Genomic DNA, 16822 nt, shown 5'->3' on the forward strand with positions numbered 1-16822 from the left:
GAACCGAAGGTCCGGCTCAAGTTTGGCTACTGGTCCGCAATCGCCCCACGCTCGTGGGGATGAACCGAGCGGTCTTTTGATAGTCGCTAAAGACTTCCGAATCGCCCCACGCTCGTGGGGATGAACCGGTGAATGGGCAATCGCCGAAGGCGCACGTTTTAATCGCCCCACGCTCGTGGGGATGAACCGTAGCAAGAGGGCAAGCTGGCACCTGCCTGCCTAATCGCCCCACGCTCGTGGGGATGAACCGGCATCGGGAACTCCCGAAGCTGTCGCGGTGCCAATCGCCCCACGCTCGTGGGGATGAACCGTGCAAGGCGCGATCGCTCGAGCCGCGGCCCGAAATCGCCCCACGCTCGTGGGGATGAACCGCGCAAAGCAAACGCATTCGAAGGTTTGCCCTTAATCGCCCCACGCTCGTGGGGATGAACCGTTAGAGAGTTAGCGAAAGAGATTGTAAAACGAAATCGCCCCACGCTCGTGGGGATGAACCGACATCTATTTGGACCTTCTCGGCGCAGCTACCAATCGCCCCACGCTCGTGGGGATGAACCGGCAGACCTTTTTCACTTATGCCGATCCTCAGAAATCGCCCCACGCTCGTGGGGATGAACCGAGTCGGCGGGGTCGTTCGGAAACAGCCACACTAATCGCCCCACGCTCGTGGGGATGAACCGGGACGGAACCGTTCGCCCGATGAGGTCAATTGAATCGCCCCACGCTCGTGGGGATGAACCGAAGATGCGTCTACAGCGAACCCCCAAAATAAAATCGCCCCACGCTCGTGGGGATGAACCGTCCGGAACACGTGCGCGACTTGCCTACAAACGAATCGCCCCACGCTCGTGGGGATGAACCGATCGACGGGGCGAGCGCGGCGGCGAAGCTCTAAATCGCCCCACGCTCGTGGGGATGAACCGAACCTTCCCGACGTATCCGATGCGCCGGATAAAATCGCCCCACGCTCGTGGGGATGAACCGCACCGAAAGCAGGGGGAAGGGACGCTGGAAACAATCGCCCCACGCTCGTGGGGATGAACCGGCCTTTGAAATGTGGCTGCAGGCTTGCCTAGCAATCGCCCCACGCTTGTGGGGATGAACCGTCCAAAAGCAGATAGTCGAGGGCCTTAAGTGGAATCGCCCCACGCTCGTGGGGATGAACCGCGCAAGGACAATGTGCTGGTGAGGGCGGTGGTAAATGCCCCACGCTCGTGGGGATGAACCGCGATCCGCCGCTACAGACCGAAAGGCGCGAGCAAATGCCCCACGCTCGTGGGGATGAACCGTACACGCTATCGACGTTCGCTTTGGCGGGTGCAACTGCCCCACGATCGTGGAGAAGAACCGAATCCAAAACGCAAGTCTGATCGAGAGATTGCAACTGCCCCACGCTCGTGGGGATGAACTGGCCTCAATCCGATCACTCCACCTTATCTGCGTAACTGCCCCACGCTCGTGGGGATGAACCGAACCGATACGTGCAAAGCGCTGGATCTGCCGTAACCGCCCCACGCTCGTGGGGATGAACCGAGAGTTGCGCCAGATGCTTGCTATTGGCAAACAACCGCCCCACGTTCGTGGGGATGAACCGCCGATTACACAGTAGACCCAGAAGGCGTAGCGAACCGCCCCACACTCGTGGGGATGAACCGGCGTGACGGGTTGCTTTAGTGGTAAGCCTCAAAACCGCCCCACGTTCGTGGGGATGAACCGTCGTAATTCGGCGCAAACATAATCGCCCAGTCAACCGCCCCACATTCGTGGGGATGAACCGTTCTCCAAGAACAACATCGACCTGGTTCTTGGAACCGCCCCACGCTCGTGGAGCGGTTCGTGCCCGATAGATGGCCTCAAACCTTTGACTGACATTGAAATACTAGCTGCTTACGATTCTTGACTGAAGTCAACGTAGAGCCTGCGGTAGAACGCAATTATCTCTGTTGCCCTCTCCCGTCGATGATTCGGACTTGTGTGCGAGTGCTCCACCACAGGGGATTTGAACGGCTTGGATTCAGCCGGACAGCGTATCAGGCTCGTCAAAAAGACCAGCCGTATTGAATTCCCACTTCTTCTCTGTTAACAGAGTTCGCATGTCAGTTCGGCCTCTCCGCTGTCCGGGACGCGAGGCCATAGTTTCGCCTATTTGAACCATATCGCGAGGCGCATTTGGACGTTCGAACCTGCTTATTTTCAGTAGTAGCGGGTCCGGCCTGATTCTCAGCTTTCCCAGAGTGAGAACACATTCGTCGACCAATACGCTTGCAACCTGTCGTCGCTGGCTGACGATGCCGCCGGTGAAAACCTGAGGTGCTTTATGAAGGAATCGAACGGCACGCCGAAGCTGCACGACGTTTTGCTCAATTATCTTTGAGTCGTCTTCTATGCTCGACTCTCGCTTCCAGATTTCCTGCAGGTGGATCCGTCTTCTCTTTTGAAATTCTTCGGCAGAAATCTCCTGGTTTTCTCTCATCGCAATCAGGGAATCAAGCCGCAATTGAGCTTGGTCTAGTGCTGTCTGTCTTGAGCGCCTAACTTCATTCTGGTTCTTTGCAACCTTTCCCTCAGCGAAGTCGATTGCTTCGTTACCTATGATATAGGCATCCTTGTCTAGGTGCCAAGCCTCCAACAGGTTTCCGATGCTGCGAACGATGAACTCCTCAGAAACGCTGTTTTTTGGGCAGCCTCTGCGACCTGTGCAGTGGTAGTAGACGTATTCTCGTTGCCCTCCTGTTGAAGGGTAGCGCTTGACCTTTCGCTCGGCGGTAATCATGCAGCCGCAGACACCGCACCGGATAAGCCCCGTAAAGGCAAACTCGTGCTTCTGGGGTCTGATCTGGCTATGCCGTCCGAGCAGGCGTTGGACTCGTGCAAACTCGTCAACAGTTACCATTGCCTCATATGCACCTTCATGCCACTCGTCGCCGTATAGAAAACGCCCAGCATAGAATGGGTCAGAAAAGAGTCGGTAAAGCCCTGACCGAGACATGGGCCGTCCAGCCCTGCCCTTTCCAGATAGTGAACGGTAGCCCCAGCTTTCAAGGGCATCCAAGATTTGAGGCACAGAGTGTGCACCTGTCAGCATCATCTCCCATGCACGCCTAAGAATCGAAAAACGGTCGGGGTCTGGCTCCTGTACACAAGATTCCCTTCCACCGATCACCTGGATGACTGATCTGTATCCGGGCTTTGGCTTAGTGGGCCACCAACCGCGCCGTGCCTTTTCGTGCAGGCCCCGTTTAACGTTCTTGCTTAGGTCAATGATCTGTTGGTTGGCGTGGGCTGCTTCGACGGCAAGAAGCAACACGTTATCCTCCGGCCTATACTCTCGGTCTATGGTACGAATGGATTGAATGATGCCCTTCTGCAGCATCCACTGAACCTCACCTGCATCTACGGGGTTGCGGAAGAGCCTGTTTGTGCCCCAGCATAGAATCCCATTTGCTTCTCCTTTGCGAATCCGTTCAAGCATCGAAGCGAAAACCGGGCGAATGCCAGGCTCTTTCGCCGAGTGTGCCTCTTCCAACCGGTCTACTATCTGCAGATCGAGAGTCTTGGCTTGGCGGAGCAGGGCTGAGTTCTGATCGGGGATACTCTGAACCTGACGGTCTTCCTCTTCAGAGCTTTTCCGTGCGTACAGAAAATATTGAATATCGCTTGGCATAGCAGATACAGACCACCCTTCTAGCAACCTCGTACGCTTCCTTTGGAGTCAATTCTACGTTGAATTTGCGCTTGTACAAGGCTAGGATCGCGTTCATAGTGGCCTGACTGGGTGAGGGCAAATCCATAGAGCCTACGCCGAGCGCCAAGCTTGCTTGTCAGCCTTTGGCCCTCTTGATAGAGTTGCGCTATGAGAAGAATCTCTGCGACTATCGCACGCAAGGTTGAGATCGAGGTTCCTGCCTTTGCTAGAGCCGTCCACCAAAGGGGCGCAGACAGGATTATCATGACGATTGATGCGTTTGCAGGCGAGCCGAACCTTTTCTACCAGTGCGTTTGGTATGCCGTCAGTCACGGAAAGTACATCGAAATCGCACCCTTGTAGCTCTCTTGGACGTGTACCTGGCTTCTCCATGCGATGCGAATTTCGCTTTTCAGCTTCCAGTCTGGGCCTCCGTTCCGTTCGGTTTTTGTTCGGCATCAAGAATCGACATCTGACCATCCAAAGGACCGCCTGTGGAAAACTTCCAGTGTTTGCTGTGTTGTTGTTTTCTTTTGTCAAAGTTTCTTTTGTTATTTACGTATTCGGAACTTCGGAAACGAGCAAGCGCAAACCGTTTTTGAAACTTGGGAGTGGCAACTTGCGGATGGAGTGCAAAGTTTAGGTGGGAGTGCGACCGCCGCCGAGCCGCAGGGGTGTAGAGCCCGTACCCGTGCCGATCGCGAACGGCGATCAGACCGGACCGGACCAGCACGTCGATGGCCCGCGAAATCGCTGCGCTCTGCCTGCCTGTTTTGCGCTTGAATTGGAAATGAGAAAGCCAGTCAGAGCCCTTACGGATGCCGGAGCCGATGCTCCAGCCGTAAGTCTGGCGGACGATTATACAGATGATCCGCCACTCGGTGTCCGTGAGACGGGGCATGACCCGGTCAAGCAGGAAGTTGGGAAACGGCGTCGTGCCGACGATGAAGCGGTACTGCCTGGGTTTATTCATTTGGTGCATAGGCTGGAGCATCGTAGTCGTGCTCAATGGCCGCAATGAGAAGTGAAGCCGGGCGCTTGGCGGCCCGGTACGGCAGCCAGCGGAGTTGTTTACGGATCAGATCATACGAATAGCCTGAGGCGATGTTATCCGCCTTGCGCAAAGAAATTCCGACTTCGACGAGTTGAAGAACCAGCTCTTCTCGCTCGGTCAATACAACGTCGTCTGGAGTCGGCTTGCGACGACGCTTTGGTTCATTCTCGGGCAGCAGTTCTCCTATCGGTTGAAAGCCGTTCAAAACGACTCCTTTGCCAGCCATAACGAAGCGAAGAAGGCCAGGATCAGCAGGATCATAACGACGTACCAAACCCAGCGAAGCGGGTCACTGGGTGGACCGCTCCGAACATCGACAAAGTCCTCCGATTGGGAAACTGCCAGCGGCCTGACATGAACCCTTGGCTCAGTGTTCGCGGTACAGACAGAGCACCCAGCTAAGCGCAGGTGTGTAAGGGAGTCGAAATAGCGTTCATCCAGTACCCGCCACGTGTCTGTCTGAACAATGCCAAGACCCAGGTTGATCATCGAACGGGACAGATCCTGAAGAGAAACCAACTGGACCGGCCGCCCTGGATACTCGTTAATCGCTCTTTGAGCCGAGTCTTGGTAACGGCCGTTAGAGACAACCAGTCCGGTCGGAATTCCGTTGCGAAGCATGAATCCCCAAAGCTCATCGATAGCTCGTCGCTGGACCGGAGTCTGGCAATGCCTCAATTGAATCGCAATCTTAACTTGAGGATCCTGGGATGCCAAGGCTACAAAGTCGGCCCCTCCATTCTTGCGCCTTCCCCTTTGGTGGCAGCGGCCAAGCGAACGAACGTGGCTAAATCCCTGCCTGCTAAGCCAAAGCAAAGTGCAAATCTGAAACGAAGGAAAATCAAGGTTTCGCACTTTTCGCTCAAGAGCAATAAAAACGTTGCTGCTGCTGTGGTCGCTGTAGCGGCGGCTGTCGTCGTGGTTGTGAAGACGGATCATTGCCGATCTCCCAAATCTTCTTGAGACTTCAACCAAACGCCGCCAAACTCTCCGGTATCGCCAGTCCAACGACCGGACGTGATGTGCAGATACCGTCGGTCACGGCTTCCATTTGGCTCGTACAACCGGTCCGGTAGGCAGCCAGGACAACCAACGAGGTCGCAGACATACTGCGTCAGATATGTGCCATTCGGTGAGAAGACATCTCGGACATCAAGGGGCTTCCTTATCTCAACCTCTAAGCACTTGACAACCTTGGCCAGTGTGCTATACCGAGGACTAGACCGGCCATGCAGGAGCCGGGTTATTGCCGAAGTTGAGACGCCCGCGTCACGAGCTAGCCTTGATGTTCCTAAGAATGAGTAGCGGCCCGTATGCACCATGATAGCGGCCACGCGGTTGTGGCATCTCGCGGAAACGCTCACGCTGCGATCGATACTCGACATATCTTAATCGCAGCGTGACCGCCTCCGTGAGAGCGTGCAAATGTTCTGGCTTTGAAGCCCGTCTTCTTGCGCCCTCCGGGACACGGCGCTTATGTGCCCCAATGGGAAAACTACTTAGCCGCATGATCATTGGGGATGCTTTGACGGAGCTCAAGAAGCTTCCGGGCGAGTCGGTAAACTGCTGCGTCACTTCGCCGCCGTACTGGCAATTGCGGGACTACCGAGTTGACGGACAAATTGGATTAGAAAATGATCCATCCCAGTACATAAGCAAGCTCGTAGCCGTCTTTCGAGAAGTTAGGCGGGTTCTGAGGAAGGACGGCACTCTTTGGCTGAATCTGGGCGATACGTATATGTCGGCCTGGGCATGTTCAAGGGTCAGCCGGATCGGGCAGGGAGCGCCCCAGGCACACCAGCGACGAAACCGACTGGTTGGAGATCTCAAAGAAAAAGACATGGCCGGAATCCCTTGGCGGGTGGCATTCGCTCTGCAGAAGGATGGTTGGTATTTGCGCACCGACATTATCTGGCACAAGCCCAACGGCCTGCCCGAGCGCGTCCGTGATCGACCAACTAGGGCACACGAGTACCTTTTCCTCTTCAGCAAGTCAAGGCGGTACTACTACGACGTTGACGCTATCCGTGAGCCCCACCGATCGAAGCCGAAGAACACCGGCAAGCACTGGCCTGGTCCGATGTTTCGTAATCATCCTTCGGGAGGCTCACAAACTCTAAAGCCGAGGCAGATGTTTCACCCTTTGGGCAGAAACAAACGCACCGTTTGGACCATCCCCGTCAGCCATGGCCAAGGAGGTCACTTTGCCACCTTCCCCGAAAAACTGGTTGAACCATGCATCCTGGCAGGCTGCCCGTTAGGAGGAGTGGTTCTCGACCCGTTTGCAGGAACCGGCACAATGCTCCGAGTAGCACTGAGACTCGGTAGAAAGGGATTGGGGATAGAGCTCAACCCCGCTTATCCTCTACGATGAAGGTAGATATGAGCCGCCGCCTCTCCCTGTATCAAGGAGAGCCCTTGGACTCCTCTCATCCCCAATCTATAGACCGCCTAAAGGCGGTCGGGAAGCCCAGCCCAATGCCAGTAAAGCGCGGCGGCCCTTGAGATAGTTTTCGGCGGGCATTTGAGAGTACGGCACTAGTGCCTTTGCGGCTTTGCTCACAATATCTTATAGAAGCGAAAAGGATAGGTGAGCATTCAGCGCTTCAGCTCTTAAACAATTAACAGCTAATGATTCTTGATTGAAGCGTTAACTTCGCATTAACAAAGGAAGTCTCTCGGCATAACAATTTGTACATCCAAGCTCAAATCCTGAGTGTAGAGGTCGATTACTGAAAAAAGTAGCGGAAAAGCACTTGGCATTTCGGCAAAGCGTATCGTACTATATTCAGCAGTGATTCTGGGGTAGGCGAAAAGTGATACTCTCTCCCATAGCAGCAGAGCATGTCCACTCACCGCGCAACGCGGGCGAGCTTGAGGACGCAACCCACGTGGGAACCGGCGGAACGCCGGGCGAGGGTCCCTACGTCCGGCTGTGGCTCATCTTGGAGGAAGGAACCGTCCGCAAGGCCACCTACGCCTGCAACGGCTGCCCGTCTAGCATCGCCGCCGCCAGTATGTCCGCCCTACTGCTCGCCGGAAGAACAGTTGCCCAGGCGCTTTCCATTGATGCTAGGGACGTGATGACCGTACTGGGAGGGCTGCCGGAGGGGAAGGAGTACTACGCAGACCTTGCCGTGCAGGCGATCCAGGACGCTTTGAAGGAAGAACTATCGGAGAGACAGCTATGAATCCAATCTGTGTGCCATTTACAACTGGCGGCTCGGGAAGCTACGGAGGCGGAAGCTCTGGCGGAGGCTACGGTGCGCCCTCAGGAGGAGGGGGTTTGTACTACCCTGCTGGTGCGCCGGTCTGCTCCTCATGTTCTGCTTGCTGCACGACCGGAACTCCAGGCACTTTCGTCTCCCCTGGCGATTCTTCGCCGCCTCCTACAACATCACCATGTGGAAACCGACCCTGCTTCCAGTTCACATTCCCATAAGACGGCCAGGCATAGAAACCGAGCGAGAAGATCATGCTGAACATTCCTAACCCTCCCGGATATGCTCCAAGCGCCGATCGGCAAGGCTGCGACCGACCGACCGAACGAATGCATCCTCATTTCCCAATGCCAGATCCCCGGACAGGCGAGCTCAAGATAGATCCGGAGATCGAGCTGAAGGCCAAAAAGTTTAACCTTGCCGTCAGCCTGTACTACAGTTCGGCCAACTCCGACGCCAGCGAGTACGGCTCAGGCCGCTCAGCCTCCATTCGCACTTACATCACCAACACTGGCGGCGTGGCAACTCTGCGACGGGGAGACTTTAGTGAACAGTACTTCCAGCAGGTTGGAACTTCAGGAACAGTGACTACCTATGTCTCATCAGACAACACACGCAACGTCACGACGCTTAGCTACGACTCAGCCCCGGACGCTTACACTGAGTACTTCTCCGACGGCATGAAGATGGTTTACAAGCGTCATGTGATCGGCGGCTCGCGGTATGAGTTAGACTGCGTCGTTGATCCCGACGGCGTCACCCAGACCTACACCTACGGCTCCACGCCCGAGGCGGGCCTCATTAAGACGATTGTGGTACCTGGAGGAAAGACGGCGACGCTGAGCTATACGCCCGGACCCTCGACCGTTTCGCTGGTCAGCAGTATCGAAGACTGGGGAAGCCGCCGCTGGACGTTCCAGTACGACGCGGCTGGGTATCTCACGACCTTTCAGACACCGCTGGGCTGCATCACCAAGTACGGCTACTCTTCTGCTGGAGCAGGACCTGGCGTCTCGATGATCCACACCATCGAGGATCCGCGCGGCTATGTGACGACGTACATGTACGACACGAGCAAGCGCACAGTCACGATGGCGGCAGGCTCGGCGGTCTGGTCCTACACCTACAACAACTTCCAGACGGTGGAGACCTGGCCCTCCGGCGCGGCAGTGACCTACAACTTTGCCCAGAATCTGGGCACGAACACGACGACCGTCAGGCCTGAAGGCTACACCGTTACCTACACCTACAACACCAACAAGCTGATGACCAAGGCGCAGATTCCAAGCGGAACGGTGACGAGCATCAGCTATAACAGCCTCTGGCTGGTCGAGCTGTCCGACGATCCCTTGGGCAACCGGACGACGTTCCAGTACGATGCCTTCGGCAACCTGACGACCTTGACGGACGCCTTGGGCAACGTGACGACGTTCGGCTACGATGGCTCGGGAACCACCCACCGCCGCATTCGTATGACTGATCCTTTGGGCCGTGTGATGAGCTACGCCTACGACGCCGACGGGCAGCCGCTAGCTGTCGCAGACGGGCGAGGGCTCACCACCACGATGGCCTACGACGCCTATGGAAACGTGGCAAGCATCCTGTATTCCGACGGCGGGGTCGTCACCTACACATACGACTCGCTAAACCGCAGGCAGACGATGGTCGACCAGCTTGGGCGCACCACCACCTACGCCTACGACGCAGCCGACCACGTGATCGCGGTCACCAACCCGATGGGAGAGACGACCACCACGATCTACGACACCTGCCTGGTGCAGGCGGTGGTTGATCCACTGAACCACCGGACCAGCTTCACCTACGGACGATTCGACAAGATGACTACCCAGAAGGACGCCCTCGGGTATGTCACCACCTACGGCTTCGACAATATGGGCTACCGCCAGACGGTCACCGACCCGCTGGGCAGAGTCAGCACGACGGTCTACAATGCCGCCAAGCAGGTGACGGCGAGCATCGATCCCCTTGGATACCAAACCACCTTCACCTACGACTCTTCCGGTCGGCAGGAGACGGTGAAGAACGCTCGGGGGTACGTGACGACCAGCGTATACAACGCTCGCGACATGATTGCGACGGTGGATGCGCTTGGCAATCGTTGGACCTCGGTCTACGACAATGTCGGAAGACAGATAGAGAGCCAGACTCCACTGGGCTTTAGAAGCACGACAGTATCTGATGCGGTGGGGCAAGTGCAAGCGACTATTGACCCGCTGGGCAACCGAACGACGTCTACATACGACAACGCAGGCAATAGGGAGACTGTCAAAGACGCTCTCGGCAATGTGACGACCAGCGTCTACTTCTCCACAAGCAACCGTCTGAACGCGACCATTGACGCCCTTGGGAACAGAACCACATTCGCCTACGATCTTGCCGGGGAGCAGACGGAAGTTCAGGACGCGAGAGGCAACCGAACGACGTGGACTTACGATAACGCGGGACGGAGAACGACGTCTAAAGACGCAGTGGGAAGCGTAACGACCTACGGATACGACGCGGCGGGAAGGCAAATCTCGATGACTGACGCTAGAGGCAACATCTGGAGGACCGGGTACGACGCGGTGAACCGGGCCGTGACGACGACGACTCCGCTCGGGTTCGTCTCAACCTCCGTCTACGACGCCGCAGGGCAGCAAACGGAGAGCGTCAACCCGCTCGGCAACATCTGGACCACGGTCTACGACAACGGCGGGCGAACCCAGGCGATGGTCAATCCGCTGGGTTATCGAACCACATTCGCTTACGATGCGGTCGGAAACCAAACTGAGATATTGGACGCAAGAGGCAACCGAGTCACAACCGCTTACGACGCTCTGAACAGAGCCCAGGCGGTGCAGGACCAGCTTGGCAGCCGCACGACCTACACTTTCGACAGCGACGGTCGAAACACTGTCATCAAGGACCCGCGAGACGGCCTGATAACGATGACATACACAAGCCGCTCTGAACTGGAGTCCATCCGCGACCAATTGAACAATGCCACAACCTATACCTACGACGCAGTAGGACGAAGAGCCTCACGCAAGTTCCCCAACGGAGACCTGACCACCTATTCCTACGATGCTGTGGGAAGTCCGACAACCACGCTCTACGCCGACGCGACGAGAGTGACGTTCGCCTACGACGCAGCCGGAAACCAGACGACGATGCAGGACAGCACCGGAACGACAACCTACGCCTATGACTCAGTGAACAGGCTGTTCGGCAAGACAGATCCCGGCTCGCTTGTGCAGACCTATGAATACGATGCCGCCGGAAACCGAACGAAACTGACCGATCCCGACGGCGGAGTCCGAACCTACGTGTACGACAATGACGGCAGGAATGCGCTCTTCCAAGACCCAGACGCCAAGCGGACAACTTTTTCTTACGACGCAGCAGGCAGGGAGACAACTGCGACCTACGATTCGGGCTTAGTGCGAAGAACGACATACGATGCGAACGACCAGATCGTCTCGATCATCGACCAGACGGGCGGCGGAGGCGTGCTTGCTCGATTCACCTTCAGCTACGATGAAGTCGGAAACCGCAAGGCGATCTTCGACTCCAACGGCGCTTCGACAACATTTTCCTATGACGCCAAGAACCGCCTGACGCAGGACGCGACCGTTGGAACTAACGCGCACACGTACGACTATTCCTACGACTCCACCGACAACCGGCTGACATCCAGCGAAACCGGAGTCGTATCTACCTTCAGCTATGACGCGGCCAGCAGGCTCACCACAAGCACGAACGGAACGCTGGTGACGACCTACACGTTCAACGCCAACGGCAATCAAACCGTCGTTTCGGCTCAAGGCAGTTCGCCTGTGACTATGGCCTACGACAAAGAGAACAGAATGACGGAATACGACGACAATGGAGCAATAACGACGTATACTTACAGCGGAGACGGCTTGAAGCGATCCGAGAAGGACGGGTCAGGAACGACGACTCTGGTTTGGGACGGCAGCGACTATCTGCAGGGGAGAAGCTAATGCCTGTAACGAACTATTACACAGCAAACGGAAGATTGATCGGCGAAGCGACAGCTGGAGACCGAACGGACTACCTGACGGACGCGCTCGGTAGCGTCACAGCTATTGTGGATCAGAGTCAGGCGGTTCAGAATACTTACAGGTTCAAGCCGTATGGGGAGCTTCTGAACAAAACGGGAGCCGCCGCCGATCCTATGTTCTTATGGGTTGGCAACCTCGGGTACCTATTCACTGCACTCGCTATCGCTTCTCATTATGTTCGTTACCGACATTATAGCGATGTAACGGCGACGTGGATTACAAAAGATCCTGTCTGGCCGGATACTCATACCTACGGATACGCAAATGCTATCCCTGTCACAGTGTTTGATTATTGGGGGTTGTCTCCATGCCAAGTCCAAGATCGGTATAAGGATAATGATTGCTCAAAAGACAAGTCGCTCATGGGGGCGTGCATCGCGATGATTTGTTCATTCGGCACAGTAAAAGAAATGTACGATGATTTAGATGCGGGTATCGGAGCAGTAGATAAAGGACTTAAAGACAAGTATAAGTATCTTAAGGGTATCATAGGAAAGAAGTACTCGCCTGTCGAGTGTTGCCGAGATGCGCATGGTAAGCCAGTAGGACCGCGTTTAAAATGCGGGATCATAATTAAGATAGCATTTCCACCAGTTGTGATCCCTTATTGCAAAATCATTCCGCCTACATTTGCATGGATTGCGCAACAGATATGTAAGTCAATTATTGATAGCAAGCATGGAAACTGCTTTTTCGTCTGTCATTCGCGTAGCAATCAAGAATGCCTTAGCAATTGCTACTACATGTCCGGAGTGTTAAGGGAGGACTGCATACGTGAATGTAATGCCGCGACTTATACGGATGACGGCTGGGTGGAGGATACTGTTTGTAATTGTCGTCGCCAGGGCTTGAATCAAAGAGCATAAATAATCATGAAGGTCTACTTAGCTTCAATCACAATAGTTTCACTTTTCAGCATGATGATAGCAATAGGATGCCGTTCTTCTGGTCAAGAGTACCGCTCATTGTTCGCAGAGTACTCTGCGCGATCTCGTAAGTTTTTCGAGCATGCTGAAGATGGCCCGTCGGCTTCTGAGCTTGATGCATATCGGAAGAAGCTATCTACAGAACCTGATCTTTCATTTTTGAGCCAGCAACTAACTGATACAGGCGATGTGTTTGGCCAGTATGCTGCCCTATCGATATTAGCCCATATAGAGGATAGGGATAGTTTAATCGAGAAATGCAAAGCAGTTTCACTGAAGAGTGACATTACTTTTATTGAACTGTCTATAAGTATTCTTTGTCGACCCAATAACGAACAAGACATAGAGTACGTGCTTTATATTATTGCATCAGATTCTCGGCCGAAGGCCATCATTGCAGGTATGAATGCAACTTCTTTGTACACGGATGATGGTTTAAGGAAACGAATCTCAGAGACATTAAACCAAAGACTGAGTAGTCCTTCAGATAAGTGGGGCGACGTGGAACTGGATTCGATCTTGAAACGAGCACGTTACTTGCGCTTATTGGAGTAGGCAGTACATGAGTCTAAGCGCTAAGAAATTAGATTGATATACGCCCTATTTTATGATAGATTAGGCAGTATTTCGTGTGTCGTTTCATATGAACGTTTATTCTCTTGTCCCGCGGTAGGCAATGAGGGTAACTTGTTGCAAGTTAAGACTGACGAACTTGAATTACTTCTTATACTGGTTTTCTATTCTTGTGCATAGTTGACGTTGTGTCAGAGTGCTCCGGATCAAGAGCGTGCGCCTGCTCAAGCCACGCCCTTGCCTTTTCTAGATCCCCTGTCTCTTTCGCTAGAACACCGAGGAAGTACGCGCCTTCGGCCTCTCCAGCCTGCTGGAGGATATCCAGGTGCGGGATGGCAGCTTCGGCATGGCCTGCGTTCAGCAGATGCCTTGCCAGGACTTTCCTGACGCCCGTATTCTCCGGCTGCATATGGAGCACCGTGTGCCAATGCACCATCGGATCGAGCCCGGCATGCTCGGAGAGCCGTCCCACCATGTTCGCCCATGGCTCGACGAAGCCAAGATTCTTCACCGTCCAGTCCAGCATCTCTTTGGCAGTTGGGAGGTCGTCGTTCTCCATCGCACAGTCGAATAGCGTCATCGCCAACTCCGGCTTGCCAGAGTCCTGCAACCCCATCTTCCAGTTATCCCGCGCCATGGCGTAGTTCTTCTTCGCCAGGTACGCAAGCGCCATGTTGTGCCTGGTCTTCCAGCTTAAGATCGCAGGATCGAGGCTGGTGAACACGCCGGAGATATCGGCCTCCAAGACCTTCTTGTAGAACATGATCGCCCGGTCGTGCTTGCCTTCGGCATATGCCATCTGGGCCAGGTGGAACTGGATTTCTGGATCGGTTGGGAACTTGCTCAGACCTTCACTGAGCAGCCGCTGAGCTTCATCGTTTCGTTCCAGGATCCTTAAGGACGCCCCATAAAGCGCATACGCCTTGCGCACATGTGATTCTTCATCCCGTGAGTGTTCTAGACAGTTCTTGAACCACTCGACCGCCTCTTCATGCGCACCCGTGTAATGAGCCGTCATGCCAAGGTTGAATAGCACGAACGGATGATCCGGCCGCTCCGCAAGATCCAGCTTGAGCAGGTGTTCGTCCCGTTCCCGTTTCTTGGCTTGACCCGCCTCGCTTGTGTCGTAGCCCGAATGCAGAACGTAAGCGTTAAGCCGCGCAATCCGACCCCCGGCCTCAAACCCTCTATTGAGCCCTTCCCGGCGGAGCTCCGGCAGGATCTGTTCGTGAATCCGGCCTTCCCACGTTAGCCCCGGCCAATTGCGGAAGACTTTGACGTGATCGACCTGCGTACCAAAGCCCTTCTCCTCAACAAAGCGAACCGGAACAACGAAACCAATAACGTCCTCGGGTGCGTGATTGACCGCGCGGATAATCTCCTCTCCACACTCGAATGGGAGCGTGTCGTCTGCGTCCAGCCACATGATCCATTTGCCCGTGGCTCCCTGCATCGACTCGGTCCGGGCCAAAGCAAAACTGTCGGGCCATTCCGTCTGCCGAACGATCGCACCGCACTCTTTGGCTATTTCGACCGTGCTATCGGTAGAACCTGTGTCCAGGAATAGAATCTCTTTGAAGAAGGGCTTGGCGCTTTCCAGACAGTCGCGGATCACGCGCTCTTCGTTCTTAGCGATCATGCACAGCGAGATATCCGCCTTTTCAACGAGGTGCTCAATCGCCTCGCGGCGAATCTCAGGCTTTCTTTCAGGATTGAAAACGACCTTTTCCGGTCCAAGCCCACTGAGCGTCGAGGCAAAACCGGACTCCAAGTCTTCCCGCCATTTGGCAATGTATTTGCGCTGGTTCTCTTCAAGGAGTCGGTGGATGTCGAGATCTGCATCCCTGGACTCCTGCATCCGCCGCATCGTCTTAGAACCTTCGTGATGCACGAACGCCTTGGCGGCAATGACCATCCGGTAACCAGCCCGGCGAATGCGGTAGCAAAGATCGTTGTCTTCGAAGAAGCCCAGGCCGAACCGGTCGTCGAACGCGCCGACCTCATCGATCACCCGCCGCCGCACCGCTAGGCAGAATCCTACGAGCATGTCGGTGTCGATATCCTCTCCCGACCACCTGGCGAAGTCTTCGGCGAAGAGATCGATAGTTTCGTGAGAGGTGTAGGTCGACGGGATACGCTGGAAATGCCCGCAGTTGTTGGAATACGGTCCAGCCGCGGCGATAGAGCCGCTGGCATTGAGTGATTCCAGGAGCTTCTCAAGCCCGGTTCTGGGGACTATCGTGTCGCTATTGAGGAAGAGCAGAATTTCTCCCTTGGAAGCCGAAATCCCTTGGTTGCAGGCTTTGGAAAAGCCAAGGTTTTCTTCATTGCGAATGAGGGTGACGCCCTTAGGGACGGTGATGGGCACGGCGCTGCCATTGTCGATCACCACAATCTCTGAATATAAGCCTTCACACTTGGTTAGGCTTTCAAGGCAACGGTCGAGATCGTACTGGCCGCCCCTTGCGGGGATAATGATGGAGACGGACGCCTTGGACTTCTTGGCGGTCTTAGGCTTAGGCTTTTCCTGAGGCACCGCGATGCCGAGATCGACGAAGAGCTGAGGCGGGTGAATGCGCTCGGCAAATCGGTAGGATTCGGGATGCGTGGGGTGAATGTTCTGCATAAGACGCTGATCTTCCCAACCCTTCCAGACACACTCCCACCACCGGGGCACGATCTCATCACGATGGCTCCACCCCGTGATCTTTTTCCAAATCCGCTCATCCGTACCGGCGTAGCTTAGGTGGTGGACGATGCCATAGCTCTCGTTTAGGAAAAGCCCGCGCCCACCCTCATACTCGCGGATATGCACCTGACGGGCATTGCGCAGATCGATCATGATGCAGGGCGTAAACGGCTCGCGCGGACGAATAACATACTCCGGCGATTTCCAGTAGGTGTCCCAGCGAATATAGACACGGTCCGCCAGTTCTCCATCGGCGATCTGGATTAAGTGTTCAAGGAGCTGCTTCTCGATGATTTCGTCCGAATCGACGGTCAGAGCATGGGTGAAGCCTTGCTCCAATAGGTAGGCGTAAGCAGCTTGACGGTGCTCGTTCTCCTCTTTCCAATCCCCGACGATGACGGTCGCACCTTCGGCCTCCGCGATCCTGACGCTTTCCTCCCAATTGCCAACGGTTCCGTTCCATCCGGTTTTACTGGCAAAAACGAATCTGGGCAAGCTCGCCAGGTTTCTTAGAACCGGAGCGAGGTAAGTGTGATCGTCGTGAATGACGATCGAGGCGCAAAGTTTCGCTTTCTGCATGATGGGTTCCCCA

At 55.2% G+C, this 16822-nt stretch carries 13 protein-coding genes and 1 CRISPR repeat array; of the genes, 6 read left to right on the forward strand and 7 right to left on the reverse strand.

Features of this window, described 5'->3' with window-relative positions:
- The first annotated feature begins 38 nt into the window (after nt 1-38).
- Nucleotides 39-1774: a CRISPR direct-repeat array (repeat unit 29 nt; unit sequence AATCGCCCCACGCTCGTGGGGATGAACCG).
- Between the two features lie 237 nt (nt 1775-2011).
- Nucleotides 2012-3661, reverse strand: coding sequence for a recombinase family protein (locus tag KF784_00005; protein MBX3117416.1), 1650 nt, complete (start codon nt 3659-3661; stop codon nt 2012-2014).
- A 189-nt stretch (nt 3662-3850) separates the two neighbouring features.
- Between KF784_00005 and KF784_00010 the strand changes: the two genes are divergently transcribed.
- Nucleotides 3851-4045: a hypothetical protein gene (locus KF784_00010; GenBank protein ID MBX3117417.1), complete on the forward strand. Its 195-nt coding sequence runs from the start codon at nt 3851-3853 to the stop codon at nt 4043-4045.
- A gap of 49 nt (nt 4046-4094) precedes the next feature.
- On the opposite strand, the gene KF784_00015 is transcribed toward KF784_00010, so the two are convergent.
- Genes KF784_00015 through KF784_00030 form a run of 4 tightly spaced genes read right to left on the reverse strand, consistent with a single transcriptional unit; the run spans nt 4095 to nt 6121 of the window.
- Nucleotides 4095-4655 (reverse strand): replication protein, encoded by a 561-nt coding sequence (locus tag KF784_00015; GenBank protein ID MBX3117418.1) that lies wholly within the window; start codon nt 4653-4655, stop codon nt 4095-4097.
- Nucleotides 4648-4941: a hypothetical protein gene (locus KF784_00020; GenBank protein ID MBX3117419.1), complete on the reverse strand. Its 294-nt coding sequence runs from the start codon at nt 4939-4941 to the stop codon at nt 4648-4650. The genes KF784_00015 and KF784_00020 overlap by 8 nt, the downstream gene beginning before the upstream one ends.
- Complete coding sequence (locus KF784_00025; GenBank protein MBX3117420.1) at nt 4938-5675, reverse strand: restriction endonuclease; 738 nt, start codon at nt 5673-5675, stop codon at nt 4938-4940. Before KF784_00025 ends, KF784_00020 begins: the two co-directional genes overlap by 4 nt.
- Nucleotides 5672-6121, reverse strand: coding sequence for a helix-turn-helix transcriptional regulator (locus tag KF784_00030; GenBank protein MBX3117421.1), 450 nt, complete (start codon nt 6119-6121; stop codon nt 5672-5674). Before KF784_00030 ends, KF784_00025 begins: the two co-directional genes overlap by 4 nt.
- Before the next feature lie 101 nt (nt 6122-6222).
- On the opposite strand from KF784_00030, the gene KF784_00035 reads away from it, so the two are divergent.
- Together KF784_00035 and KF784_00040 are read left to right on the forward strand one after the other, a co-directional pair.
- The gene (locus KF784_00035; GenBank protein ID MBX3117422.1) at nt 6223-7110 is read left to right on the forward strand and encodes a site-specific DNA-methyltransferase; all 888 of its coding nucleotides are present in this window, start codon (nt 6223-6225) and stop codon (nt 7108-7110) included.
- 442 nt (nt 7111-7552) lie between these two features.
- Nucleotides 7553-7927: an iron-sulfur cluster assembly scaffold protein gene (locus KF784_00040; GenBank protein MBX3117423.1), complete on the forward strand. Its 375-nt coding sequence runs from the start codon at nt 7553-7555 to the stop codon at nt 7925-7927.
- A gap of 100 nt (nt 7928-8027) precedes the next feature.
- Here the strand turns inward: KF784_00040 and KF784_00045 are convergent, their stop codons facing one another.
- Nucleotides 8028-8222, reverse strand: a complete 195-nt coding sequence (locus KF784_00045) for a hypothetical protein (GenBank protein MBX3117424.1) — start codon at nt 8220-8222, stop codon at nt 8028-8030.
- An 82-nt stretch (nt 8223-8304) separates the two neighbouring features.
- Between KF784_00045 and KF784_00050 the strand changes: the two genes are divergently transcribed.
- Genes KF784_00050 through KF784_00060 form a run of 3 tightly spaced genes read left to right on the forward strand, consistent with a single transcriptional unit; the run spans nt 8305 to nt 13523 of the window.
- Nucleotides 8305-11961 (forward strand): RHS repeat protein, encoded by a 3657-nt coding sequence (locus tag KF784_00050; GenBank protein ID MBX3117425.1) that lies wholly within the window; start codon nt 8305-8307, stop codon nt 11959-11961.
- Nucleotides 11961-12908, forward strand: a complete 948-nt coding sequence (locus KF784_00055) for a hypothetical protein (protein MBX3117426.1) — start codon at nt 11961-11963, stop codon at nt 12906-12908. Before KF784_00050 ends, KF784_00055 begins: the two co-directional genes overlap by 1 nt.
- 6 nt (nt 12909-12914) lie before the next feature.
- Complete coding sequence (locus KF784_00060) at nt 12915-13523, forward strand: hypothetical protein (protein ID MBX3117427.1); 609 nt, start codon at nt 12915-12917, stop codon at nt 13521-13523.
- Between the two features lie 169 nt (nt 13524-13692).
- Here KF784_00060 and KF784_00065 read toward each other — a convergent pair whose 3' ends face one another.
- Complete coding sequence (locus tag KF784_00065; protein MBX3117428.1) at nt 13693-16809, reverse strand: glycosyltransferase; 3117 nt, start codon at nt 16807-16809, stop codon at nt 13693-13695.
- Between the last annotated feature and the right edge of the window lie 13 nt (nt 16810-16822).

The organism is Fimbriimonadaceae bacterium (assembly GCA_019638775.1).
Lineage (GTDB): Bacteria > Armatimonadota > Fimbriimonadia > Fimbriimonadales > Fimbriimonadaceae > JAHBTD01.

Excerpts from the sequence above, each read along its gene's own strand:
- KF784_00005 (MBX3117416.1), bottom strand. The coding sequence starts at position 3,661 with ATGCCAAGCGATATTCAATATTTTCTGTACGCACGGAAAAGCTCTGAA.
- KF784_00010 (MBX3117417.1), top strand. The coding sequence starts at position 3,851 with ATGAGAAGAATCTCTGCGACTATCGCACGCAAGGTTGAGATCGAGGTT.
- KF784_00015 (MBX3117418.1), bottom strand. The coding sequence starts at position 4,655 with ATGAATAAACCCAGGCAGTACCGCTTCATCGTCGGCACGACGCCGTTT.
- KF784_00025 (MBX3117420.1), bottom strand. The coding sequence starts at position 5,675 with ATGATCCGTCTTCACAACCACGACGACAGCCGCCGCTACAGCGACCAC.
- KF784_00030 (MBX3117421.1), bottom strand. The coding sequence starts at position 6,121 with ATGTCGAGTATCGATCGCAGCGTGAGCGTTTCCGCGAGATGCCACAAC.
- KF784_00035 (MBX3117422.1), top strand. The coding sequence starts at position 6,223 with ATGGGAAAACTACTTAGCCGCATGATCATTGGGGATGCTTTGACGGAG.
- KF784_00045 (MBX3117424.1), bottom strand. The coding sequence starts at position 8,222 with ATGTTCAGCATGATCTTCTCGCTCGGTTTCTATGCCTGGCCGTCTTAT.
- KF784_00050 (MBX3117425.1), top strand. The coding sequence starts at position 8,305 with ATGCCAGATCCCCGGACAGGCGAGCTCAAGATAGATCCGGAGATCGAG.
- KF784_00055 (MBX3117426.1), top strand. The coding sequence starts at position 11,961 with ATGCCTGTAACGAACTATTACACAGCAAACGGAAGATTGATCGGCGAA.
- KF784_00060 (MBX3117427.1), top strand. The coding sequence starts at position 12,915 with ATGAAGGTCTACTTAGCTTCAATCACAATAGTTTCACTTTTCAGCATG.
- KF784_00065 (MBX3117428.1), bottom strand. The coding sequence starts at position 16,809 with ATGCAGAAAGCGAAACTTTGCGCCTCGATCGTCATTCACGACGATCAC.